Raw genomic sequence first — 23,315 nt, forward strand, 5'->3', positions numbered from 1 at the left:
AGGGCCGGGTCAGCAGGGCCGGGTCAGCAGGGCCGGGTCAGCAGGGCCGGGTCAGCAGGGCCGGGTCAGCAGGGCGGGGTCAGCAGGGCGGGGCGCGGACCGTTCAGCCGTCGGCGTCGGTCAGCTGACCGACGGGGACGACCTCGATGAGGAAGCCACGCAGCGCGACGAAGTCGGCGAGGGACTTCTCGTGCTCGTCACAGGCGAGCCAGACCTTGCGGCGGTCGGCCGTGTGGAGCTTGGGGTTGTTCCAGACGACGGCGTGGGCAGCAGTCGCCCGGCATCCCTTGGCGCTGCACACGTGGTCGACCTCCGGGCCGCCCAGGGGAGATGCTGGTCGAGGGTCGCTCACCGCTCGAGGCGCTGCGTGTCGTCGCGGGGGACGACCGACTGGATGCTGCCCGGCTGACGGGGGCTCACGGCATTCGCGAGCACGACCGCGACGTAGGGGATGAAGACCGCGGCGAGGACGGCCGTCCACCGCACCCAACCGGACGTGACGAAGACGAGGCCGAAGCACGCGACGCGGATGCCCATCATCGTGAGGTAGCGGCGGACGCGCTGGTCCTGGTCGTCCGTGGACGACGTCGAGGCCGAGGTGACGGTGTGCACCACGGGTTCGTTCTTGGCTCTTGGCACCCATCCACCATAAGCCTGTCCGAGCCGCGCGCCGCCGTGCTGTCTACCCTTCGGTAGTCCGTTAGGTTTCGGGGCAGGGCAGCGACCCTGAAGCGACCCGGCAGCGGCCGGACGGATGGAGGAACGCACTGTGTCAACGACCGAGGCGCGCAACGTGCTCGTGACCGGAGGCAACCGCGGCATCGGCCTGGCGATCGCGCGCGCGTTCGCCGACGCCGGCGACAACGTCGTCATCACCCACCGCTCGGGCGAGCCGCCGGAGGGCCTGCAGGGCGTCACCTGCGAGGTCACCGACTCCGCGTCCGTGGACGCCGCGTTCACCGCCGCCGAGGAGATCTTCGCCGGACCCGTCGAGGTGCTCGTCGCCAACGCCGGCATCACCCGCGACACCCTGCTCATGCGCATGAGCGACGACGACTTCGACGCCGTCATCGACACCAACCTCGCCGGTGCCTTCCGCTGCGCACGCCGCGCCGCCACCGGCATGATCCGCAAGCGCCGCGGCCGCATCGTCCTCATCAGCAGTGTCGTCGGGCTCTACGGCTCGCCGGGCCAGGCCAACTACGCCGCGTCGAAGTCGGGCCTCGTCGGGCTGGCCCGCTCGATCTCCCGCGAGCTCGGCGGACGCGGCATCACGGCCAACGTCGTGGCGCCCGGCTTCATCGACACCGAGATGACCGCCGTCCTGCCGGACGAGCAGAAGAAGGCCTACCTCGCCAACATCCCCGCAGGGCGTTTCGCGACGCCCGAGGAGGTCGCCTCGGTCGTGCGTTTCGTCGCGAGCGACGACGCCGCCTACATCACGGGTGCGGTGATCCCCGTCGACGGCGGCCTCGGCATGGGGCACTGACCCCGCCTGACGGCATACGCACGTATGCCGTCAACGTCCTTGTGCAGCAAGCCTCCCCACCCACTCGAGAAAGTCGCAGGCATGGGAATCCTTGAAGGCAAGAAGCTCCTCATCACCGGTGTCCTCATGGACAGCTCGATCGCGTTCCACGTCGCCAAGATCGCCCAGCAGGAGGGGGCGACGGTCGTCCTGACCTCCTTCGGGCGCACGATGAAGATCACCCAGACCATCGCCAAGCGGCTCCCCGAGACGCCGGTGGTCATCGAGCTGGACGTGTCCGACCAGGAGCACCTCGACACCCTCGCCGAACGGCTCCGCGAGCACGTCGACGGGCTCGACGGCGTGCTGCACTCGATCGGCTTCGCGCCCCAGGGTGCGTTCAACTTCCTCGAGGGCTCGTGGGAGGACGTCTCGACCGCGCTGCACATCTCTGCCTACAGCCTCAAGTCGCTCGTCGTGGCGACCCTGCCCCTGATGCCCGAAGGTGGCAGCGTCGTCGGCCTGACCTTCGACGCGAAGTTCGCCTGGCCGGTCTACGACTGGATGGGCGTCGCCAAGGCGGCCTTCGAGTCGACCAACCGCTACCTCGCCCGCGACCTCGGGCCCCGCGACGTGCGCTGCAACCTCGTCGCGGCCGGCCCGATCCGCACGACCGCGGCGAAGTCGATCCCTGGCTTCGAGCAGTTCGAGAAGGTCTGGGACGACCGCGCGCCGCTCGGCTGGGACGTCAACGACCCGGTGCCTGCGGCCAAGGCCTGCGCGGCGCTGCTGTCCGACTGGTTCCCCGCCACGACGGGTGAGATCGTCCACGTCGACGGCGGCGTGCACGCCATGGGGCAGTGACGTCGCAGGCCCCGGGCCGCTCTCGCTAGAGTCCTGCCCATGCCTCACGCCGGGACCGAGTCCAGCCCCCTGACGCCGACCGACCGCGAGGCCGATCCGGCACCGGTGGACGAGGTGCGCGTCGACGAGGTCAGGGTGCTCGACGGGCCCAACCTGTACTTCGCCCGGCCGACGATCAAGGTGAGCCTGCACGTCCCCGGCTACCTCGAGCTCAAGCGCACCGACGCGGAGGCCCTGGCCCGTCGCCTCGGCATGCGCTCGGCCCGCCCAGGCAAGCGCGGGACCGCCCTGCGCCAGCGCTTCGTCATGCGGGTCATCCGCACCGTCACGCGCCGGGTGGGCACCGAGATCGGTGCGGGGCGCCTGGGTGTCCGCGTGCGGGCCGGCCAGACGGTCGAGGACGTCGTGCTCGCCTTCCCGTGGGTCCACCGCACGCGCGGCCGGGTGGCCGGTGAGCAGCTCGGGGCCGTCATGGCCGGGCTGCTCGACCCGACGCGACGTGCCGAGGACGTCATCGAGGAGGCCGCAGCCGTCATCGTCGCGGCACCCGACGGCCCCGGCCCCAGCGTCATCACCCCGACGGTGCCCGTCGCGTCCGTCACCGGCACCAACGGCAAGACGACGACGACCCGCCTCATGGCGCACATGTGCATGAGTGCCGGTCTCACCACCGCCTGGAGCTCGACCGATGGTGTGGTCGTCATGGGTGAGACCAAGGAGGAGGGCGACTTCTCCGGACCGGCCGGGGCACGTGGTGTCCTCGAGACCCCGGGACTCGACATCGGCATCCTCGAGACCGCCCGCGGCGGCATGCTGCTCAAGGGCATGGGTGTCACCGCCAACGACGTCAGCGTCGTCACCAACGTCAGCGCCGACCACCTCGGGCTCCAGGGGATCGACACCCTCGACCAGCTCGCCGAGGTCAAGGCCATCGTCACGACGGTCACCAAGCCCCAGGGTTGGGTGGTCCTCAACGGCGACGACCCGCGCGTCTGGGCCATGCGTTTCGGCATCAAGGCCAAGACGTGGGCCTTCAGCCTCGACCCCGCGTCACCGGCACTGTGGGAGTCGATCAACTCCGGCGGTCGGGGCATCACGGTGCTCGACGGGGAGATCGTCGTCCTGTCGCCCAACGGCGACCCCGACCGGCTCGTCAAGATCGTCGACGTGCCGATGACCCTGAGCGGCCTGTCGCACAACAACATCGCCAACGCCCTGGCCGGCGCGGCTGCCGCCCTCGGCCTCGGTGTCCCGCGCTCGGCCGTCGTCGAGGGCCTGCGCACCTTCGCCCCGGACCCGGAGCACAACTGGGGACGGCTCAACACGTACTCGCTGCCCCTGCCGAGCGGTGGCAAGGCCACGGTCATCATGGACATGGCGCACAACGAGGCCGGCCTCGAGGCGCTGCTCGAGGTCTCGCGGGGCCTGGCCGCCCCGGGCGGTGCCGTGCGGCTCGGTCTCGGCTGCGCCGGTGACCGTGCCGACGAGGCCATCGTCGCCATGGGTGAGATCGCCGGCCGCGGCGCCGAAGAGGTCGCCCTCAAGGTGGCCCGACACTACCTGCGCGGACGTGAGGCCGAGGACCTGCTCGGCCTCTTCCGCGAGGGGCTCGCCAAGGTCGGCGTGCTCGACGTCCCCGGCTACGACACCGAGCTCGAGGCCCTCGTCGCCCTCGTGCCGCACGCGCTGGACGGCGACGTCATCGCCCTCATGTGCCACGCGGAGCGCACCGAGGTGGACCGATGGGTCCGCGAGCACGGCGGCAAGGTCGACGACGCTCGCTCGATCCGCCGCAAGGTCGTGGCCGCGCGCGGTGAGCACGAGCTCGAGGCGGAGATCGCCGCGCTCTGGGAGACCCACGACGAGCCGACCCGCCTCGCCGCGGCGCAGCAGCTCGTCGACGACCACCCCGGCGACGCCCGGCTCGTCTTCGAGCTGGCCGGCGTCAAGGACGCGATGGGCGACGAGCAGGGCGCCATCGGCCTCTACGAGGAGGCACTGGCCGACGGTCTGCGCGAGCCGCACCGGCACCGCGCCCAGCTCCAGCTCGCCTCCAGCCTGCGGGTCGTGGGGCGTGCCCCCGAGGCCCAGGGCCTCGTTGCCGACGTGCTCGAGGCGCGGCCCCACAACACGGCGGCGCTCATGCTGCGCGCCCTTGTGCAGGCTGACCTCGGCCAGGAGCGCCAGGCCGTCGCCGACCTCATCCGGGCCACGCTGGAGGCCACGACCGACGTCGACACCCAGGCCTACCGCCGCGCCCTGCGCGCCTACGCCGACGAGCTGGCCCCCGCCGCCGACTGACGCCCGGTCCCGCCCAGACGTCCCCGGCTGCGGGGACACCCGCCGTCACAACCCCGCCGGGGCGGAGCTGTGGTGGTCTGTGGCCGCTCGCCGCCGTCACAACCCCGCCGGGGCGGAGCTGTGGTGGTCTGGGGCCGCTCGCCGCCGTCTCGACCCCGCCGGGGCGGAGCTGTGGTGGTCTGTGGCCGTTCGCCGCCGTCTCGACCCCGCCGGGGCGGAGTTGTGGACGGGCCAGCGCGCTCGCGGGTGCACCAGCCCCGCCCCGGCGGACCTGGTGCGGTCGGCCGGGGCGGGGTCGTGGGCTGGCTTGAGGCCCGGGGGTCAGACGGCGGTGTCGTCGGCCGGCTCGGGGTGGGCGTCCGACGGCACGGAGCCCAGGGCCTCGCCCTCGGCCTCCTCGCCCTCGGCCTCCGCCGTCTCGGTCAAGGTGCTCGGGTCCAGGTCGGGGTCGCTCGTGGCTGCCGCCGGCGTGCCGATGCGGGCGCCGGCCTGTGCGTGCTTGGTGCGCTCCTCGAGCTCGGCCACGACGAGGGCGTGCTGGTCGACGCACATGACGACGAGGTCGCCGGGGTTGGTCCGGGCCAGCACGTGCCGCGCGGCCTCGAGCTCGTCGAGGACCACCTCGACCTGACGACAGCGGGCGCCGTCCTTCATCGCCGCGTGGGCACCCTCTGCGACGAGAGCGGCCGTCTCTCCCGGCTTGCGGCCCCGGAGGCGCTCGTCCTCGCGGACCACGATGACGTCGAAGTGCTGTGCGGCCACGGCGCCGAGCTCGCGCATGTCGTCGTCGCGCCGATCGCCCGCGGCGCCGATCATGCCGATGCGTGACGTACGACCGAGGTCGGACTGGCCCTCCTTCTGTGCCGCGTAGCGGTCGACGAAGGCACCGAGCTCCTTCATGCCGGCAGCGTTGTGGCAGTAGTCGACGAAGACGTCCGCGTTGCCGACCTGGACGAGGTTGAGGCGACCGGGGGAGAGGTAGTACGTCGTGGCGAAGGTGCGCAGTCCCTGGCGGATGTCGTGCAGCGGGGCACCCGCGGCGAACGCCGCACCCGCGGCCGCGAGGGCGTTCGCGACGTTGAAGCGGGCCGCGCCCCCGAACGTCGAGGGCAGCAGGTGCGTCCAGGCGAGCTGCATGCTCCGGCGACCGTGCTTGATGACGATCATCTCGCCGCGGTCGCTCGGCTCGAGCACGACGGCGCGACCACCGCGACGGCAGTAGTCGTCGACGAACTCACGCACCTCGCTGCCCGGCTCCGACATGGTGAACCAGACGATCCCGCCGGAGCAGCGTCGGCGCATGTTGCGCACGTTGACGTCGTCGGCGTTGAGCACCGCGAAGCCGTCTCGGGGCACGGCCTCGACGATGACGGCCTTGACGTCGGCGAGCTGCCGGAGCGTGTCGATCCCCTTGAGCCCCAGGTGATCCGGCGCGACGTTGGTGACGACCGCGATGTCGTTGCGGTCGTAGCCGAGTCCCTCGCGGAGGATGCCGCCGCGGGCCACCTCCATGACGGCGAAGTCGACGCGCGGGTTCTGCAGCACCATCCGGGCCGAGCGGGGACCGGAGGCGTCGGCCTTGATGACGAGGCGCTCGTCGATGACGACGCCATCGGTCGAGGTCATGCCGACCTTGCGCCCGAGGCCCTTGAAGATGTGGGCGATCATGCGCGAGGTGGTCGTCTTGCCGTTGGTGCCGGTGACGGCGACGATCGGCACGCGCGACTGGGCGCCCGGCGGGAAGAGCAGGTCGACGACGGGCTTGGCGATGAACTGCGGCTCGCCCACCGTCGGGTGCGTGTGCATGCGGAAGCCGGGTGCCGCGTTGACCTCGCAGATCGCGCCGCCCGTCTCGCGGACGGGGTAGGTGATGTCGGGGCAGATGAAGTCGATGCCGGCGACGTCGAGGCCGACGATCCGCGCGGCCTCCTCGGCGATCTCGACGTTGTCCGGGTGCGCGTCGAAGGTGCGGTCGATGGAGATGCCGCCGGTCGACATGTTGCCGGTCAGGGCGAGCTTGACCATCTCGCCCTCCGGCGGCACGGACTCCAGGGTGTGGCCCTGGCCGGCCAGGACCTCGAGCGCGTTGGCGTCGACCTTGATCTTCGTCAGGACCTTCTCGTGACCGACCCCGCGGCGCGGGTCGGCGTTCGTGATCTCGACGAGCTCGCCGACGGTGTGCGACCCGTCCCCGACGACGTGCGCAGGGACGCGCTCGGCGATCGCCTGCATGCGGCCGCCGACGATGAGGCAGCGGTAGTCGCGACCCGTGACGAACGACTCGACGATGATGGTGCCGCGCCGGGACTCGCCCTTGGCGATCTCGAAGGCCTTGGCGACCTCCTCCTCGGTCTGCAGGTTGAGGCAGACGCCGCGGCCGTGGTTGCCGTCGAGCGGCTTGACGACCACGGGGAACCCGATGCGGCGCGCGGCCTCGATCGTGCCCCGCTCCGTGCGCGCGGACTCCTGCTTCGGCACGGGAAGTCCGGCCGACCCGAGCAGCTTGGTCGTCAGGTCCTTGTCGCTGGCGATGTCGACGGCGAGCGCACCGGTCTTCGACGTCATCGTGGCCCGGATGCGCTGGGCGTGGACGCCCTGCCCGAGCTGCACGAGCGACGCGGAGTTCAGACGGATGTAGGGGATGTCGCGGGCGGCGGCCTCCTCGAGGATCGCCGCCGTGGAGGGACCGAAGGCCACGCGCTCGGCCTGTCGCAGGAACGTGTTGAACTCGGTCTCGAAGTCGAAGCCGTCCTCGGCGTCCACGAGGTGGTTGACGAGACGCACGGCGAGCTTGCCCGCCGCGACGCCCACGGTCTCGTCGGTGTAGCTGTAGACGACGTTGTAGTGCCCCGGCTTCCCGCGGACGGCGCGGGTCTTGCCGCGCCGCGAGTCGTGGCCGGCCAGCGTCTGCAGCTGCAGCGCGACGTGCTCGGCGACGTGGCCGAGCCAGGTGCCCTCTCGCAGGCGCTCGATGAAGCCGCCGCGTCGCCCGAGCGAGCAGGTGTGCCGCTCGAGCCCCGGGACGAGCTCGACGAGACGATCGGTGAAGCCGGGGAGCGAGACGGTCGGGTACTCCTCGAGGCTGCCGAGGTCGACGACGAGGTGGATCGCCTGCTGGTAGGACCACACGTTGGGTCCGCGGTAGATCCGGGTCTCGAGGATCTTCAGGTCCGGTCGCGCCGGTCCTGTGGGCGTGGGTACCTCGACGGCCATGGAGCTCCTCCTACAGGGGTCGTGCGGGACGTGCCGTGCGGCATACCTCGTCGGCGGTCGGTCGACGGCGGGTGCGCTGCATTGCGGGGCGGACGGGACTCAGTGAGCGGCGCTGCTCGTCGCCGAGCGCGCCGCACGGACCTTGGCGGGGACGACGGCGCCCTCGATGTCCGGGTGGCGTTCGACGAAGGCGGTCAGCTCGACGTGGTCCAGGTCGAACGTACTGCCCGTGGGCAGGGAGTGCACGACCGCGCCCGAAACGAGGAGCGGGGCCCCGCGACGCGCGTCGGGTGCGTCGGTGATCGCGTTGCGGGCGTTGACGAGGAAGATCGACCCCGCGCCGATGACAGACATGACCTTGCCGTCGCGGATCTCGGCCGCGGTGTTCTCGTCGATGCCCATGCCGAGCAGGTTCGGCGAGGCGGCGACCATCGACATGAGCCTGCCGTAGCGCCCGCGCTGGTCGAAGTGCTGGTCGATGATGACGTCCTCGACGAGGCCGAGGCCGGCGGAGATCTGGCTCGCACGCTGCTTGGGCGTCAGGCCCTCCTCGCCGAGCGAGATCATGAAGCGGCTCATGATCGACGCCCCGGCCGACGTGCCGGCCACGACGGCGCCGCGCTCGTAGGCGCGCACGATGGCGTCGCCCACGGGGGTGCCGACGATGTTCTGGGCCAGCTTGACCTGGCTGCCGCCGGTGAGGAAGACGCCGGTCGCCGTGTCGAGCGCCTCGACCATCGCCGGGTCGTCGGAGTCGCGCCGGGTCTCGGGGTGCACGACCGAGACGTCGCCGCCGCGCAGCCGGGTGAAGACGTCGCGGTAGGCCTCGGAGACCTCGCCGGCGTACGAGGAGGCCGTCGGGATGACGACGAGGTGCGACCGGCGACCGCCGGCGAGCTTGATGAAGCGCTTGAGCACGACCGACCGGCCGACCCGGTCCTCGGCGCCTCCGATGATGAGCAACGTTCGGCGCACGGCGCCCGGGTGCGCGGGTGCGGACGATGGATCCTCGGACTGCATCGCGCCAGCCTAGTGACCGGCGTGGGGGACCGGCGGAGCCTGGGTCGGCGTGCCGTCGTCCAGATCGGCTTCCTCGATCTCCTCGCGTGAGATGCCCAGCAGGTAGAGCACCGAGTCGAGGTAGGGCACGTTGACCGCGGTCTGGGCCTGCTCCTGGACGACGGGCTTCGCGTTGAAGGCGACCCCGAGGCCGGCGACGTCGAGCATGTCGAGGTCGTTGGCCCCGTCGCCGATGGCGACCGTGCGGCTCAGGGGCAGGCCCTCCTCCTCGGCGAACTCCCTCAGGGCCCGGGCCTTGCCGGCGCGGTCGACGACCTCGCCGACGACACGGCCCGTGAGACGGCCGTCCACGATCTCGAGACGGTTCGCGCGGGCGTGGTCGATGCCGAGGTCGTCGGCCAGCTCGCCGACGATCTCGATGAAGCCGCCGCTGACGAGCCCGACGGTGAAGCCGAGCCGCTTGAGGGTGCGCACGAGGGTCCGCGCCCCGGGGGTCAGCTGCACGGCCTCGCGCACCTCGTCGAGGACGGAGGCGGGCAGCCCTGCGAGCGTCTCGACGCGGGCGCGCAGGGACTCCTCGAAGTCGAGCTCACCGGCCATGGCGCGCGCCGTCACCTCGGCGACCTCGGCCTCGCGGCCGCAGTGCGCCGCGAGCAGCTCGATGACCTCCTGCTGGATGAGCGTCGAGTCGACGTCGAGCACGACGAGTCGACGGCCGCGCCGCGCGAGCCCACCTGGGGCGACCGCGATGTCGATCCCCTCGGACGTCGCGACGAGCGCGAGCTCGGTGCGCAGGGAGGCCACGTCGGCGCCGGAGATGTCGAACTCCACGGTCGTCACCGGGTAGCGCGAGAGGCGGCGGATGCGGTCGATGTTGGCCCCGTGGTCGGCGATGCGGGTCGTGACGAGCGAGACGGCGTCGGTGCGGAGCGGTGCGCCGAGCACGACGACTGCCGCGCGTCCCTGGCGCGACCGCGCGTTGACACCGGTGCCCTCGACGACCGTCAGGCTGAGCCCGAGTCGGTGCGCGGCGACGGCGGCGGCGTCGCGCAGCTCGTCGACGTGCGTGCCGGGGCGCAGCAGGACGGTCAGCGTCAGGTGCCGGTTGACGACGACCTGCTGGATGTCGAGGACCTCGGCGTCGAAGCCGGACAGCGCCCCGAGGAGAGTCCCCGTGACTCCGGGGCGGTCGTCCCCCGTGACGGTCACGCTGAGGGTCTGGATGTCCGTTCCGTCCGTGCTGTTCGCTTCGGTCACCCGGGTCAGGCTAGTGAGGCCGTCGACGATGTCGCGTCACCTTCCGCGATGCGACCAGGTCGTATGCCGGCAGGCGAGGTCCGGGGAGGGTGCCGTCGGTCACGTGGTGCCGTCGACGCCTGCCGGACGGGCAGCGTTGACCTCGTCGCGCCACTGCAGCAGGTCCCGCACGCGCGCGAGGTCCGGGTCGGCGGCAGCGACGCTCGCGGTGAACAGACGGGTCCCGACGTCGTGGAGCTGCTGGGCGTTGCCGGCGTAGTCGCCCGACTGGTCGGGGTTGCGGCCGGGCACGAACGCGACCCCCGCCGACCGCTCGATCTCCAGGGGGTCGCGGTCGCGTCGGGCGCACCAGGCGTCGAGCACCCGGTGCTTGTGGGCGATCTCGTCCGGACCGCCGAAGCCGTGCCAGATGTCGGCGTGCTCGGCGACGATCCGCAGCGTCTTCTTCTCACCGCCGCCACCGATGAGGATCGGGATGTCGCGGGTGGGCGCGGGGTTGAGCCGCGTCCACCGCTCGCGGATGACCGGCAGGTCGCGCGCCAGGTCGTCGAGGCGCCCACCTGCGGTGCCGAAGTCGTAGCCGTACTCGTCGTAGTCCAGCTGCGCCCAGCCCGAGCCGATGCCGAGGATCAGGCGTCCGTCGCTCACGTGGTCGACGGTGCGCGCCATGTCGGCGAGCAGGCTCGGGTTGCGGTAGCTGTTGCACGTCACGAGCGCGCCGATCTCGACCGACTCGGTCGACTCGGCCCATGCCCCGAGCATCGTCCAGCACTCGAAGTGCTGCCCACCCCGGTCGCCGCTCAGGGGGAAGAAGTGGTCCCAGTTGAGCAGGACGTCGACGCCCATCTCCTCGAGCGTGCTCGCGGTGCGGCGGATCTGGGCCCACGTGGCGTGCTGCGGCGGGATCTGGATGCCGACCCGCGCCGGTCGTGGGTCGGTGGCGCTCGCGGGCGTGGTGTCGGTCATCGGGTGACGGTCTGGCCCTTGCCGACCACGACGATGCCGGTCTCGGTGACGTGGAAGCCCCGCGCCCGGTCGTGCTCGTGGTCGATGCCGATCTGGCAGCCCTCCGGGATGACGACGTTCTTGTCGATGATGGCGCGGCGGATCTGCGCGTGCCGTCCCACCTCGACGCCGTCGAGCAGGACGGAGCCCTGGATGCTGGCGTACGAGTGGACGTGCACGAGCGGCGAGAGCACCGAGGCGTAGATGTGCGCGCCCGAGACGACGACACCGGGGGAGACGGCCGAGTTGAGCGCCTCGCCGATGCGGTCACCGCTGCCGTGCACGAACTTCGCCGGCGGGTAGGGGCTGTGCTGGGTGTAGATCGGCCACTCGTAGTTGTAGAGGTTGAAGACCGGGTGGATCGAGATGAGGTCCATGTGGGCGTCGTAGTAGGACTCGATGGTGCCGACGTCGCGCCAGTAGCCGCGGTCGCGGTCGGTGGCGCCGGGCACGTCGTTGTCCTTGAAGTCGTAGACGCCGGCCTCTCGCCGGGCGACGAAGTACGGCACGATGTCGCCGCCCATGTCGTGGCTCGAGTCGGTCTCGCGGTCGCTCGTCACGGCCTCCTCGAGGGCCGAGGCGGTGAAGACGTAGTTGCCCATCGAGGCGAGGACCTCGTCGGGGTTGTCGGGCAGGCCCTTGGGGTCGCTCGGCTTCTCGAGGAACGCGGCGATCTTGGACGGGTCGGCGTCGTCGACCTCGATGACCCCGAATTGGTTGGCGAGCGAGATCGGCTGACGGATGGCGGCGACGGTGCACGCCGCCCCCGACTCGATGTGCTGGTCGACCATGGCGCTGAAGTCCATGCGGTAGACGTGGTCGGCGCCGACGACGACGACGATGTCGGGCCGCTCGTCGTGGATGAGGTTGAGGCTCTGGTAGATCGCGTCGGCGCTGCCGAGGTACCAGTTCTTGTCGACGCGCTGCTGGGCCGGCACCGTCGTCACGTAGTTGCCGAGCAGCGTCGACATGCGCCACGTCTTGGTGACGTGCGCGTCGAGGCTGTGCGACTTGTACTGCGTCAGCACGACGACCTTGAGGTAGCCGGAGTTCACGACGTTGGACAGCGCCAGGTCGATGAGGCGGTAGATGCCGGCGAACGGCACGGCGGGTTTGGCCCGGTCGGCGGTGAGCGGCATGAGCCGTTTGCCCTCACCGCCAGCGAGCACGATCGCGAGGACTTTCGGACCAGCTGCTGGGCTTCGTCGGGCCATGGACGCCACCCTAGGGCAGCGGTCGGTCACCCGACAGGTTCAGCACGCAAGATGGACAGAGCTTTCCGCGCCTCGGGATCGCCGTCGCACTAGGGTCGGAACGTGCGCGTCGACATCCTCAGCAAGGAGTACCCGCCGGCCATCTACGGAGGCGCGGGTGTTCACGTGGCAGAGCTCGTCCGGGCCTTGCGCTCGCGGGGCGACATCGACGTGCAGGTGCGCTGCTTCGGCGCCCCGCGCGACGAGGAGGGAACGACGGCGTACGCCGACCTGACCGAGCTCGCGGACGGCAACGCGGCCATGCAGACCCTCGGGGTCGACGTCAGCATGGCCGGCGACTGCGTCGGCGCCGACCTCGTGCACTCGCACACGTGGTACGCCAACATGGCCGGCCACCTGGCCTCGCTGCTCGGCGGCATGCCGCACGTCGTGACGGCTCACTCCCTCGAGCCGATGCGGCCGTGGAAGGCCGAGCAGCTCGGTGGAGGCTACCGCGTCTCGTCGTGGGCCGAGCGCACCGCGTACGAGTCGGCGGCTGCCGTCGTCGCGGTCAGCGCGGGGATGCGCGAGGACATCCTCAAGAGCTACCCGTCCCTCGACCCGGCGCGGGTCCACGTGGTGCACAACGGGATCGACTCACAGCAGTGGCAGGCCGACCGCTCGGACGAGGCCGCCGCGACCGTGCGCAGGCACGGCGTCGACCCGGACCAGCGTTCCGTCGTCTTCGTCGGCCGCATCACCCGGCAGAAGGGGCTGCCCTACCTGCTGCGCGCCTGTGCCCAGCTACCGCCCGACGTGCAGCTCGTGCTCTGCGCCGGAGCCCCCGACACCCCGGAGATCCTCGCCGAGGTGGAGGGACTGATGAACGAGCTGCGGGCGCAGCGCGAGGGCGTCGTCTGGATCCCCGACATGCTGCCCCGCAACGAGGTGGTGGCGCTCCTCAGCCACGGCACCGTCTTCGCCTGCCCCTCGGTCTACGAGCCGCTCGGCATCGTCAACCTCGAGGCCATGGCGTGCGAGCTGGCGGTCGTGGCCACGGCCACGGGCGGCATCCCCGAGGTGGTCGTCGACGGCGAGACGGGGTGGCTCGTGCCCATCGAGCAGGTCCAGGACGGCACCGGCACGCCCGTCGACCCCGACCGGTTCGTCGCCGACCTCGGCGCAGCCCTCAACGACGCGGTCTCCGACGTCGAGCGCGCCCACGCGTTCGGTCGGGCCGGCCGGCAGCGGGCCGTCGACGCGTTCTCGTGGGCCTCCATCGGCGACCGCACGCTCGAGGTCTACCGCACCGTCCTCGACGTCTGACGCCGCCCGGGTCGTACCCGGTCGTCGAGACCGGAGAGGAGCACCATGAGGAGTCGACTGGCCCGGATCGTGCTGCGCCTCAGTGGCTGGACCGCCGTCGGGGACGTGCCCCGCACCGGCGTCCTCGTCGGCGCTCCCCACACGTCCAACTGGGACTTCGTCATGATGCTGCTGGTCATGTGGCGCGGTGGCGTGACCCCTCGGGTCCTCATCAAGAAGGAGTTCTTCCGCGGTCCGCTCGGCTGGCTCCTGCGCCGTCTGGGTGGCCTGCCCATCGACCGTGACAACCCGGGCGACGTCGTGAGGAAGCTCGTGCACGAGGCCCGCAGCGGTGAGCCGTTCCTGCTCATCCTGGCGGCGGAGGGCACTCGCGGCAGGGGTGAGTACTGGAAGTCCGGATTCTGGCGCATCGCTCGGTCGGCCCAGCTGCCCATTGCGCTGGCGTTCATCGACGGCCCTTCTCGCACAGCCGGATTCGGTCCGACCATCCGCGCGACGTCGGATGTCGTCGCCGATATGGACCTGGTGCGGGCGTTCTACCGCGACAAGCGGGGGATCCACCCGGAGCGTCGCACGGAGCCGCGGCTCCGCGAGGAGTCGCAGGCTCGACCCTGACCTCCGGCCGTGTCAGGCGGGCCGCTGCCGGAGGTGCAGCGGACGTCAGCCGCCGATGAGGCGACCCGTGACGGCATACGGCACCCCGACGACCTCGGACGGGCCGCCGAGGATCATCCCGAGCAGCTCGGCCGGCTTCGGGTAGTCCGGCCCGAGCGCCGCGAGGTAGGCGTCGTGGGCCGACAGCGACGCCACCGCCGCGTCGAAGTGGTCCGAGACGTCGACGACGTGGGTCGGGTCCGGGTCCGCGACGACGAGCAGGCGCGCGACCTGCCACGGCTCGTGGCCCTCGTCGACGAGGTCCGGGAAGATCCACCGGTTGCCGGCGTCGGCCTTGGCGTCGACGACGGCGAGACCCACGGCACGGTGGTCGGCCTGGTTGGCGAAGCCGCCCGGGAAGCGGTCGGCGTACGTCGAGGTGATGACGAGGTCGGGTCGGCGGATCCGGATCTCGCGCGCGATCGCGCGGCGCAGGGGGAGGCCGTACTCGACCACGCCGTCGGTGAACCCGTCGAGGAACTCCACGACGTCGACGCCGACCTCGGCCGCCCCGGCGCGCTCCTCCTGCTCGCGCAGGGGCCCGGCCTGCTCCGGTGGCATCGTGTCGATGCCGGCCTCGCCGCGCGTGGCGAGCAGGTACGTGACGGTCTTGCCGGCGCGGACCCACTTGTCGACGGCCGCTGCCGTGCCGTACTCGAGGTCGTCGGGGTGGGCCGCCACGCAGAGGACGGTCTCGAAGGTGCTCTCGTCCAGCGGCTTCAGCTCCGGTTGCTCCGTCATGGACCAAATCTAGGGTTGCTTGGCGATCTCGGGGGCGGATGTGACGATGGGGAGCATGTTGACGCTCGAGCTCGCCCGCAGGCTCTCCGACGCGGGACTTCGCTGGGAGCCCGTCTCCGGGGACCGCTTCGTGGTGCCCGTCACCGGCATGGAGGACGACGTCTTCGTCATCAGCGAGATCACCGTCGACGTCCACCACTTCGCCACCGGTGACGTCATCGGCTTCAACGGGACGACCGAGTGGGCGCTCGACAGCGTCGAGCAGGAGAAGGTCCTCTGGCTGCCTCGCGAGGACCAGCTGCGTGACCGCCTCGGCGACGCGTTCGTGTCGCTCGAGTCCCTCGAGGGTGGGTATGCCGTGTCGTGCCGCGGGCGGGACGGCGCCGTCGAGCGTCATGCCGACATCGACCCCGAGCGGGCCTACGCCCGTGCGCTGCTCGCCCGGCTCGACGAGTCCGGTCCGGAGGGTGAGCGGACCGACTGAGCCCTCCGGGGAGGGGTGCGGGGAGAGGGTAACCTGTCCGTGCGGAGTCAGGCCGGGCGCCATCCGGCGATGGTCATGACGGCCACGTTGGTCGCGTCGGCGAGGGCCGCGTCCGCGTCGGCGGCGAGGTCGCGCAGCAGTCGCGTCCTCGTCGCGGCGGTCCCGGCATCGAGACCCGCGGATCCGAGCGAGGTGCGGTTGGCGTTGCGGTGGGCGACCCGCGAGAGGTTCGATGCGAGCGACATGAGGCGCAGGGCCCGACCGGAGGTCTCCGCCGGGATGCCCCACAGGGCGGTGTCGAGGTCGGCCTGGGCCTCGGCCCGCGCCTCCTGGCCCCACGGGTGTCCGCCCACCTCCTCGAACCGGGCGGTGTGGTCGCGGAGCCGGGTCATGAGCTCGCGCTCGATGTCCCGGAGGTCGAGCATCTCCAGGCGGTACCGGGGCACCGGATCCGCCTCGTAGGCGGTCCAGTCCGCGCGGACGCCGACGTCACCGTCCGGCCCGAACTCCGAGAGCGTCGGCACGAGCACGCCACCGATGCCGGCCACGAAGACGCACTCGCCGGCGTCCGCGGCGTGGGCGGTGGCCGCTGCCGAGCCACGCGGCATACGACTGAGGTCCCCGGGGCGGGGGAGCGCGACGAACAGCGCTCGCTCCCCGAGGTCGCGCCACACGTCGAGCCGGGCGAGGTCACCGGCCACGTGGTCGAGGTCCGGGAAGGCCCGGCGGAGGGCGTCGGTGGTGCCGAGGTCGCCGCGCCAGGAGGCGGTCGTCCACAGCGCCAGACGGACGGACGCGGGCAGCTCGGACACCTCGTCATCCTAGGGTGCGCCGCGTCGGCGTCCCGGTGGGCCTTGCCATAGGGTCGAGCCATGAGCGATGTCCTCGCCTTCGCCGGAGTCACCGTCCGCCGCGGTGCCTCGACGCTGCTCGACGACGTCACGTGGGAGGTCGAAGAGGGCGAGCGGTGGGTCGTGTTGGGCGCCAACGGTGCCGGCAAGACGACCCTGTTGCAGATCGCCGCCGCCCGCATGCACCCGACGTCCGGCGTGGCCGGCATCCTCGGTGAGGTGCTCGGGGCCGTCGACGTGTTCGAGCTGCGTCCACGCATCGGCCTGGCGAGCTCGTCGATGGCCGAGCGGATCCCCGGTGACGAGCTCGTCGGCAACGTCGTCGTCACCGCGTCCTACGGCATCATCGGCCGCTGGCGCGAGACCTACGACCACGTCGACTACGTCCGGGCGATGGAGCTGCTCAAGGCCCTGGGTGCCGAGCACCTGGCCGACCGTGCGTACGGCACGCTGAGCGAGGGCGAGCGCAAGCGGGTGCAGATCGCCCGGGCCCTCATGACCGATCCCGAGCTGATGCTCCTCGACGAGCCGGCTGCCGGTCTCGACCTCGGGGGCCGCGAGGACCTCGTGCGCCGGCTCGGCGACCTCGCGACCGACACGGAGGCGCCGGCGATGGTCCTCGTGACCCACCACGTCGAGGAGATCCCGCCCGGGTTCACCGACGTCCTCATGATCCGTGACGGCCGGGTCGTCGCCGCCGGACCGATCCCGATCACCCTGACGGCGGCCAACCTCAGCTCCACCTTCGGGCTCCCGCTCGTGCTCGAGCAGCACGGTGAGCGGTGGTCGGCGCGAGCCGAGTCCTGATCGCAACCTGCCCCGGTCGCTCGATCCGTAGGTCGACGGAGGGAACTGAGGCAGAATCGAGAACGTCACTGGTGTGACGCACGGGACGTCGGCGTCCATCGCCGACTCGGACGAAGGCAGGGTGGGAACGTGTTCGAGGGGCACGCCTGGATGGTCTGGCTGGGGGTGGCTCTCGTGCTGGTCGCCATCGAGACGGTGACCGTCGACTTCACCTTCCTCATGCTCGCCGGCGGTGCCGTCGGGGCCTCCGTCGCCGCAGCCTTCGGCGCGCCTCCAGCCGTCCAGGCGGTCGTCGCGGCCCTCGTGGCCGTTGCGCTGCTCGCGATCGTCCGCCCCTGGCTCAAGAAGCGTCTGGCGGCGAGCACGCCCCAGCAGCTCATGGGTGCCGCGGCCCACGTCGGCCGCTCCGCCGTCGCCATCGAGCGCGTCAACCCGGCGGGGGGCCGGGTGAAGCTCGCCGGCGAGACGTGGTCGGCCCGGACCCTCGGTGACGACATCGAGCCCGGCGAGGAGGTCGTCGTCGACTCCATCGACGGTGCCACCGCCATCGTGAGCCGCGCGCACGTCGTGGGGGCCTGACGCCGCCGCGCCGACACCTCCGAACGCACCAGCCGCACCACCGAACCACCGAGCAGACCGACCGGTCGGCTCGCACCAACCGTGCCTCCTCGGGGGAGCACGGACCACACAGGGAGAAGGTCGAGAAGGTCGTGGATCCGGTTTACATCATTCCGATACTCATCGTGATCGTCGCACTCGTCGTCGTCGTGCGCACCGTGCGCATCGTGCCGCAGCAGACGGCCCAGATCGTCGAGCGGCTCGGCGGCTACAACAAGACCCTGACGGCGGGCATCCACTTCCTCATCCCGTTCGTGGACAAGGTGCGCGCCAACATCGACCTGCGCGAGCAGGTCGTCACGTTCCCGCCGCAGCCCGTCATCACCAGCGACAACCTCGTCGTCAACATCGACACCGTCATCTACTACTCGGTCACCGACGCGAAGGCCGCGGTCTACGAGATCGCGAACTTCATCCAGGGCATCGAGCAGCTGACGGTGACGACGCTGCGCAACGTCATCGGCTCGCTCGACCTGGAGCAGGCCCTGACGAGCCGCGACCAGATCAACGGCCAGCTCCGGGGCGTCCTCGACGAGGCCACGGGCAACTGGGGCATCCGGGTCAACCGCGTGGAGCTCAAGGCCATCGACCCGCCGCACTCGGTGCAGGAGACGATGGAGAAGCAGATGCGCGCCGAGCGGGACCGCCGCGCCGCCATCCTCACGGCCGAGGGCTTCAAGCAGTCGGCCATCCTCACCGCCGAGGGTGAGAAGCAGAGCCAGATCCTGCGGGCCGAGGGTTCGGCCCAGGCCCGCATCCTCGAGGCACAGGGCCAGGCCCGCGCCATCCAGCAGGTCTTCGCGGCCATCCACCGCGGCAAGCCGACCCAGAAGCTGCTCGCCTACCAGTACCTCCAGGTGCTCCCGCAGCTCGCCCGCGGCGACTCCAACAAGATGTGGATCATCCCCTCGGAGCTCACGGACGCCCTCAAGGGCATCGGCAACGCGCTGGGCGGCAGCGAGCAGGGGCCGACCGGTGGCAGTGACGACGACCAGTGGGTCGACACCGGCGACGCGACCGACGACGCCTTCGCCGAGACGGTGCTGGAGGACCCGGCCAAGGCGTTGGCCGAGGCCCGCGGGCAGGCCGCGGCCGCGAGCGCCGAGTCCACCGAGCACACCGGCCCGGCGGGTCGCCAGCACACGTCGTTCCCGACGAGCGGCGACGTGCCGCCCCCGCCGGTCGCCGCACCGCCGGCCGCACCCGAGCTCCCCGCGTCGGTGAAGCCGGAGATCGCCGCGTCGGCCGGCCCCGAGGACCTGCCGGACGTCCCGCCGGAGGCACCGGCCCAGCGCTGACGGACACCCTCGGCGAACGCCACCGACGACACCCGGCCACCCCTCTGTAGGGTGGCCGGGTGTCGTTCTGGTCCGCCGTCGCCGTCGCGATGGCCGGCACCGGGGCCGGGATCATCAACGCGATCGTCGGCTCGGGCACGCTCATCACGTTCCCGACACTGCTCTTCTTCGGCGTGAACCCGCTCGTCGCCAACGTGTCCAACAACATCGGTCTCGTCGCCGGCGGCGTCACGGGGGCCTGGGGCTACCGGCACGAGCTCGGCGGACAGGCGCCCACGCTGCGCCGCCTGATGCCCATGTCGTTCGTCGGGTCCGTCGTCGGTGCGGGACTGCTCCTCGTCCTGCCGGCCGCGGCCTTCCGGGCCATCGTGCCGGTCCTCATCCTCGTCGCGCTCGTCCTCGTCCTCGCCGGGCCGCGCATCCAGGCGCGCGTGCACTCCCAGGGGGAGGGGGAGCCGGTGCCGCGCTGGCACACCCCCGCCATGGCCGCGGGTGTCTTCCTCGCCGGTGTCTACGGCGGCTACTTCGGCGCCGCCCAGGGCGTGCTCATCATGGGCCTGCTCAGCGCGCTGAGCCTCGAGCCGCTCCAGCGGCTCAACGGCTACAAGAACGTCCTGTCGCTCGTCGTGAACCTCGTCGCCGCCGCGGTCTTCGTGCTCTTCGCGCGCGAGCACATCGACTGGCTCGTCGTGGTGCTCATCGGTGTCGGTGCCTTCGTCGGCGGGATCATCGGCGCCCGGGTGGGCCGCCGCATCGCGCCGAACGTCCTGCGCGGTCTCATCATCGCCATCGGCCTCGTCGCCATCGTCAAGCTCGTCTGGTTCCCCTGAACCGCGTCCGACGCCGCGAGCGCGATGCCGGGGGAGGGTGCGACCCGCACTAGCCTGTCGGCGTGCCGATCGAGATCTCCGACCCCGCCGACCCGCGCGTGGCCGACTACGTGTCCCTGACCGACGTCGTGCTGCGCAGGCGCCACGAGCCCGAGAAGGGGCTCTACATCGCCGAGAGCCAGAAGGTGATCCGGCGTGCGCTGCGGGCGGGGCACCGGCCGAGGTCCTACCTCATGGCCCGACGCTGGCTCGACGACCTCTCCGACATCGTCGCCGACGCCGAGGCGCAGGGCATCCCGGTCTACTTCGGCGAGCACGACGTCATCGAGCAGCTGACCGGCTTCCACCTCCACCGTGGCGCTCTCGCCGCCATGCAGCGGCCCGTGCTCCCGAGCGTCGAGTCGCTCATCGCCGACGCGCGCCGGGTCATCGTGCTCGAGGACGTCGTGGACCACACCAACGTCGGTGCCATCTTCAGGTCGGCCGCGGCGCTCGGCGTCGACGCGGTGCTCATCACCCCGCGCTGCGCCGACCCGCTCTACCGTCGCTCGATCCGGGTCTCGATGGGCACCGTCTTCCAGGTGCCGTGGACGCGGATCGAACCGTGGCCGCAGGGGATCGGTCTGCTCCACGAGGCCGGGCTGACCGTGGCGGCCATGGCGCTGTCCGACGACTCGGTGTCGCTCGACGAGCTCGAGTCGGCCCCGCCGGAGCGCCTGGCGCTCGTCGTCGGCACCGAGGGCGACGGCCTCTCGCACCGCACGGTCGCCGATGCAGACCTCACCCTGCGCATCCCGATGGCCGGGGGCGTCGACTCGCTCAACGTCGCCGCCGCCAGCGCGGTCGCGATGTGGGCCCTGCGTGCGCCGCAGCGGCCCTGACCGACCGTCGGTCGGCGTCGTCAGGGACAGGGCCGCGTCAGGCCCGGACGGGCCGCACCAGGCGGTCCAGGAGGCGTTCGAGCTCGACGGCAGGCTCGTCGCAGAGGCCGCCGTGGACGGGTCCCGGCTGCACGACGGTCGAGCGGGGGGCGATGATCCAGCCGAAGCGCTGCCCCGGCTTGTCGAGCGTGGGCAGGCCCCGTCCGGTCTCGCCGCGGCACACGGCGCGGACCCTGTCGAGCATCGAGCGCACGCCGTCGAGGTCGCACGCGCCGCAGAGGGCCGAGGCACGGGCCTCGTCGAGCTCCCAGGCGGCGTCGAGGAAATCGGCGTCCCGGGAGTAGAGCACGACCCCGACGTTGATGAACTCCTCGCGGTCGACGCGCGGGACGAGGCGGAGCAGGACGTACTGGTAGGCGTTCACGCCGCCGCTCCCTCGGGCACCCACGTGAGCGGCCCGTCGAGCCGGGCTCGGAGCATCTGAACGTATGCCGCCCGGACCGTGGACGCGTCGGCGAGGTCGGGCGTGGGCTCGATCCACTCCTCCGGCACCTCGGCGACCACCGCCTCGAGGGTGGCGGGAGTGAGCCTTGCGGCCAGCTCGTCGTGGCGGCGCGCGACGTCTCCGGCGACGTCGCGCAGCACGTGACGGCTCGCGTCGAAGGGTTGCGCGGCGAAGCGTTCCGGGGAGGGGGCGCGGCTCGGCCACGAGTGGTGGAAGTAGAGCGCTGCGCCGTGGTCGATGGCCCACGTGCGTCCGTGCCAGACGAGCAGGTTGGGGTTGGACCACGTGCGGTCGACGTTGGCGGTCAGGGCATCGAGCCAGATGACCCGCTCGGCGAGGTCGGCCCCCGGCGGCCGTGAACCGTCGTAGCCCAGCGACCCCGGCAGGAAGTCGACGCCCAGGTTGGTCCCCACCGAGGCCGTGAGCAGGTCCTGGACCTCCTCGTCGGCCTCGTACTTCGCGATCCGCGGGTCGAGGCGGACGACGGCCAGGTCGGGCACGGGGACGTCGATGAGTCGTGCGATCCCGGCCACGAGCACCTCGGCCACGAGGACCTTGAGGCCCTGCCCCGCGCCACGGAACTTCAGGACGTAGGTGCCGTCGTCGTCGGCCTCGACGATGCCGGGCAGCGACCCGCCCTCCTTGAGCGGCGTCACGTAGCGGGTGGCGGTCAGCTCGGGAAGCACGGCGTCAGCCTAGTGGCCGCTCGTGGTCGAGCACCGTGGCCCGGGACCAGAGCCGCCCGAGCAGCGTCGCCGTCACGCCGTAGATCACCGCGAACGACACGAGCGGCCACCACGCGAGCCCGGACGCGGGCAGCACGAACGCGCCCAGGGCTGCCGCGGCGACCATGCCGGCGTTGTAGACGACGTCGTAGGCCGAGAACGCCCGGCCGAGCAGGTGGTCGTCGACGTGCGCCTGCAGGAGGGAGTCGACGGTGATCTTGACGCACTGCGACGTGAACGACACGACGAAGCCGACGACGACGATGCTCCACGGCGTGAGGAACGGACCGAGCACGGCACAGACGATCGCGCCGAGCGCGAGCATGCGCGCGGCATACGGCACCGCCGTGAGCCTGGGGGCGAGCCACGGGGTGATGAACGCGGCAGAGGCGAAGCCGACCGCCGAGGCGGCCGCCGCGACGCCGAAGCCTCGGGCTCCGTGGCCGGACTCGAACGGACCCCGGAAGAGCAGCAGGGTCTGCAGCAGGAGGAAGCCGAACGGGATGCGCGTGAGGAAGACGAGGACGAGCAGCAGGCGCGCCCGGCGCGGCAGCGTGCGCACCGCCTCCGCGAGCCCGGTCACGACCGACCGCGTGATCTGGCCGACCGAGGGCGCCCCGCTCGTGTCGTCCGGTCCGATGAACGGCAGTCGGGTCGCTGCCCACGTGGCGGCCAGCACGCCCGCTGCGGCGAGGACGACGTCGAGGACGTCGCTGCCTCCGGCGGCACGGAGGCCGGTACCGATCGCGCCACCGAGGAGGTAGGCCAGCGAACCGCACGTGGGGGCAACGGAGTTCGCGCTGACGAGAGCCTCACGGGAGACGACGTGCGGCATGGCGGACGACAGGCCGGCGAGGATGAAGCGGTTGACCGAGAAGACGAGCAGCACGAGGCCGAAGAAGGCGGGGCCCGTCCCGGAGCCGGAGACGAGGCCGGCCACGCCGAGGATCGCCGCCGCTCTGATGAGCTGGCTGACGACGATGACGCGCTTGCGTGGCCAGCGGTCCAGCAGCACCCCGACGAACGGACCCAGGGCGCTGTAGGGGAGCAGGACGATGGCGAACGCGATCGCGATCCCCTGAGCGTCGGCGGCCTTCTCGGGGTTGAAGAGGATGTGGCTGGCGAGGGCGACCTGGAAGACGCCGTCGCTGAACGACGACGTGACGCGGCTGACGAAGAGCCGTCGGAAATCGCGCCCGCGCAGCAGGGTGAAGAGGGCACGCAGGAAGGTCACGCGGCACAGCGTACGGTCCTGACGCCGACAGCCGGTGTCG

Annotated in this window: 23 protein-coding genes; 11 read left to right on the forward strand and 12 right to left on the reverse strand. The window is 71.7% G+C overall.

Annotated features, from left to right (window positions below; all coding sequences use genetic code 11):
- Positions 1–103 precede the first annotated feature (103 nt).
- Together TAE01_RS18590 and TAE01_RS18595 are read right to left on the reverse strand one after the other, a co-directional pair.
- The gene (locus TAE01_RS18590) at positions 104–352 is read right to left on the reverse strand and encodes a hypothetical protein (RefSeq protein WP_147068309.1); all 249 of its coding nucleotides are present in this window, start codon (positions 350–352) and stop codon (positions 104–106) included.
- The gene (locus tag TAE01_RS18595; RefSeq protein WP_246111457.1) at positions 349–615 is read right to left on the reverse strand and encodes a DUF3099 domain-containing protein; all 267 of its coding nucleotides are present in this window, start codon (positions 613–615) and stop codon (positions 349–351) included. Before TAE01_RS18595 ends, TAE01_RS18590 begins: the two co-directional genes overlap by 4 nt.
- Before the next feature lie 139 nt (positions 616–754).
- Between TAE01_RS18595 and TAE01_RS18600 the strand changes: the two genes are divergently transcribed.
- From TAE01_RS18600 to TAE01_RS18610, 3 genes are all read left to right on the forward strand, one after another.
- A complete protein-coding gene (locus TAE01_RS18600; protein WP_147068311.1) occupies positions 755–1,489 on the forward strand; it encodes a beta-ketoacyl-ACP reductase in 735 nt (244 codons plus the stop codon).
- An 81-nt stretch (positions 1,490–1,570) separates the two neighbouring features.
- On the forward strand, positions 1,571–2,332 hold the full coding sequence (gene fabI, locus TAE01_RS18605) for an enoyl-ACP reductase FabI (RefSeq protein ID WP_147068312.1): 762 nt from the start codon (positions 1,571–1,573) through the stop codon (positions 2,330–2,332).
- Between the two features lie 39 nt (positions 2,333–2,371).
- On the forward strand, positions 2,372–4,633 hold the full coding sequence (locus tag TAE01_RS18610) for a tetratricopeptide repeat protein (protein WP_147068313.1): 2,262 nt from the start codon (positions 2,372–2,374) through the stop codon (positions 4,631–4,633).
- 321 nt (positions 4,634–4,954) lie between these two features.
- On the opposite strand, the gene cphA is transcribed toward TAE01_RS18610, so the two are convergent.
- From cphA to glgC, 5 genes are all read right to left on the reverse strand, one after another.
- On the reverse strand, positions 4,955–7,846 hold the full coding sequence (gene cphA / locus TAE01_RS18615; protein WP_147068314.1) for a cyanophycin synthetase: 2,892 nt from the start codon (positions 7,844–7,846) through the stop codon (positions 4,955–4,957).
- Positions 7,847–7,945: 99 nt separating this feature from the next.
- On the reverse strand, positions 7,946–8,866 hold the full coding sequence (locus TAE01_RS18620) for a cyanophycinase (protein ID WP_147068315.1): 921 nt from the start codon (positions 8,864–8,866) through the stop codon (positions 7,946–7,948).
- A gap of 9 nt (positions 8,867–8,875) precedes the next feature.
- Complete coding sequence (gene serB, locus TAE01_RS18625; RefSeq protein WP_186815290.1) at positions 8,876–10,123, reverse strand: phosphoserine phosphatase SerB; 1,248 nt, start codon at positions 10,121–10,123, stop codon at positions 8,876–8,878.
- Between the two features lie 99 nt (positions 10,124–10,222).
- Positions 10,223–11,089, reverse strand: a complete 867-nt coding sequence (locus tag TAE01_RS18630; protein ID WP_147068317.1) for an LLM class F420-dependent oxidoreductase — start codon at positions 11,087–11,089, stop codon at positions 10,223–10,225.
- A complete protein-coding gene (glgC, locus tag TAE01_RS18635; protein ID WP_147068318.1) occupies positions 11,086–12,342 on the reverse strand; it encodes a glucose-1-phosphate adenylyltransferase in 1,257 nt (418 codons plus the stop codon). The genes TAE01_RS18630 and glgC overlap by 4 nt, the downstream gene beginning before the upstream one ends.
- A 102-nt stretch (positions 12,343–12,444) precedes the next feature.
- On the opposite strand from glgC, the gene glgA reads away from it, so the two are divergent.
- Both glgA and TAE01_RS18645 read left to right on the forward strand, forming a co-directional pair.
- Positions 12,445–13,647: a glycogen synthase gene (glgA, locus tag TAE01_RS18640; RefSeq protein ID WP_147068319.1), complete on the forward strand. Its 1,203-nt coding sequence runs from the start codon at positions 12,445–12,447 to the stop codon at positions 13,645–13,647.
- A gap of 45 nt (positions 13,648–13,692) precedes the next feature.
- Entirely contained in the window at positions 13,693–14,262 is a 570-nt protein-coding gene (locus TAE01_RS18645; RefSeq protein ID WP_186815291.1) for a 1-acyl-sn-glycerol-3-phosphate acyltransferase, read from the forward strand.
- Between the two features lie 45 nt (positions 14,263–14,307).
- Here the strand turns inward: TAE01_RS18645 and TAE01_RS18650 are convergent, their stop codons facing one another.
- Positions 14,308–15,042, reverse strand: coding sequence for a PIG-L deacetylase family protein (locus TAE01_RS18650; RefSeq protein WP_147068320.1), 735 nt, complete (start codon positions 15,040–15,042; stop codon positions 14,308–14,310).
- A 55-nt stretch (positions 15,043–15,097) separates the two neighbouring features.
- Here TAE01_RS18650 and TAE01_RS18655 point away from each other — a divergent pair, with 55 nt between their 5' ends.
- On the forward strand, positions 15,098–15,526 hold the full coding sequence (locus tag TAE01_RS18655) for a pilus assembly protein CpaE (RefSeq protein WP_147068321.1): 429 nt from the start codon (positions 15,098–15,100) through the stop codon (positions 15,524–15,526).
- 47 nt (positions 15,527–15,573) lie between these two features.
- Here TAE01_RS18655 and TAE01_RS18660 read toward each other — a convergent pair whose 3' ends face one another.
- Entirely contained in the window at positions 15,574–16,338 is a 765-nt protein-coding gene (locus TAE01_RS18660; RefSeq protein WP_147068322.1) for an Rv1486c family protein, read from the reverse strand.
- Between the two features lie 60 nt (positions 16,339–16,398).
- Between TAE01_RS18660 and TAE01_RS18665 the strand changes: the two genes are divergently transcribed.
- From TAE01_RS18665 to TAE01_RS18685, 5 genes are all read left to right on the forward strand, one after another.
- Entirely contained in the window at positions 16,399–17,184 is a 786-nt protein-coding gene (locus TAE01_RS18665) for an ABC transporter ATP-binding protein (RefSeq protein WP_147068323.1), read from the forward strand.
- A gap of 129 nt (positions 17,185–17,313) precedes the next feature.
- On the forward strand, positions 17,314–17,763 hold the full coding sequence (locus TAE01_RS18670; RefSeq protein WP_307723856.1) for an NfeD family protein: 450 nt from the start codon (positions 17,314–17,316) through the stop codon (positions 17,761–17,763).
- 131 nt (positions 17,764–17,894) lie between these two features.
- On the forward strand, positions 17,895–19,100 hold the full coding sequence (locus TAE01_RS18675; protein ID WP_147068324.1) for an SPFH domain-containing protein: 1,206 nt from the start codon (positions 17,895–17,897) through the stop codon (positions 19,098–19,100).
- A gap of 59 nt (positions 19,101–19,159) precedes the next feature.
- Positions 19,160–19,930 (forward strand): sulfite exporter TauE/SafE family protein, encoded by a 771-nt coding sequence (locus tag TAE01_RS18680; RefSeq protein ID WP_147068325.1) that lies wholly within the window; start codon positions 19,160–19,162, stop codon positions 19,928–19,930.
- Between the two features lie 62 nt (positions 19,931–19,992).
- Complete coding sequence (locus tag TAE01_RS18685) at positions 19,993–20,811, forward strand: TrmH family RNA methyltransferase (RefSeq protein WP_147068326.1); 819 nt, start codon at positions 19,993–19,995, stop codon at positions 20,809–20,811.
- Between the two features lie 37 nt (positions 20,812–20,848).
- Here the strand turns inward: TAE01_RS18685 and TAE01_RS18690 are convergent, their stop codons facing one another.
- From TAE01_RS18690 to TAE01_RS18700, 3 genes are read right to left on the reverse strand one after another with little or no spacing between them, the layout of a single operon-like run.
- Complete coding sequence (locus TAE01_RS18690; RefSeq protein ID WP_147068327.1) at positions 20,849–21,235, reverse strand: DUF3037 domain-containing protein; 387 nt, start codon at positions 21,233–21,235, stop codon at positions 20,849–20,851.
- A complete protein-coding gene (locus tag TAE01_RS18695; RefSeq protein WP_147068328.1) occupies positions 21,232–22,002 on the reverse strand; it encodes a HipA family kinase in 771 nt (256 codons plus the stop codon). Before TAE01_RS18695 ends, TAE01_RS18690 begins: the two co-directional genes overlap by 4 nt.
- A 4-nt stretch (positions 22,003–22,006) precedes the next feature.
- Positions 22,007–23,275, reverse strand: a complete 1,269-nt coding sequence (locus TAE01_RS18700; RefSeq protein WP_147068329.1) for an MFS transporter — start codon at positions 23,273–23,275, stop codon at positions 22,007–22,009.
- Positions 23,276–23,315 lie beyond the last annotated feature (40 nt).

This window comes from Terrabacter aerolatus (assembly GCF_007991735.1).
Taxonomy (GTDB): Bacteria; Actinomycetota; Actinomycetes; order Actinomycetales; family Dermatophilaceae; genus Terrabacter; species Terrabacter aerolatus.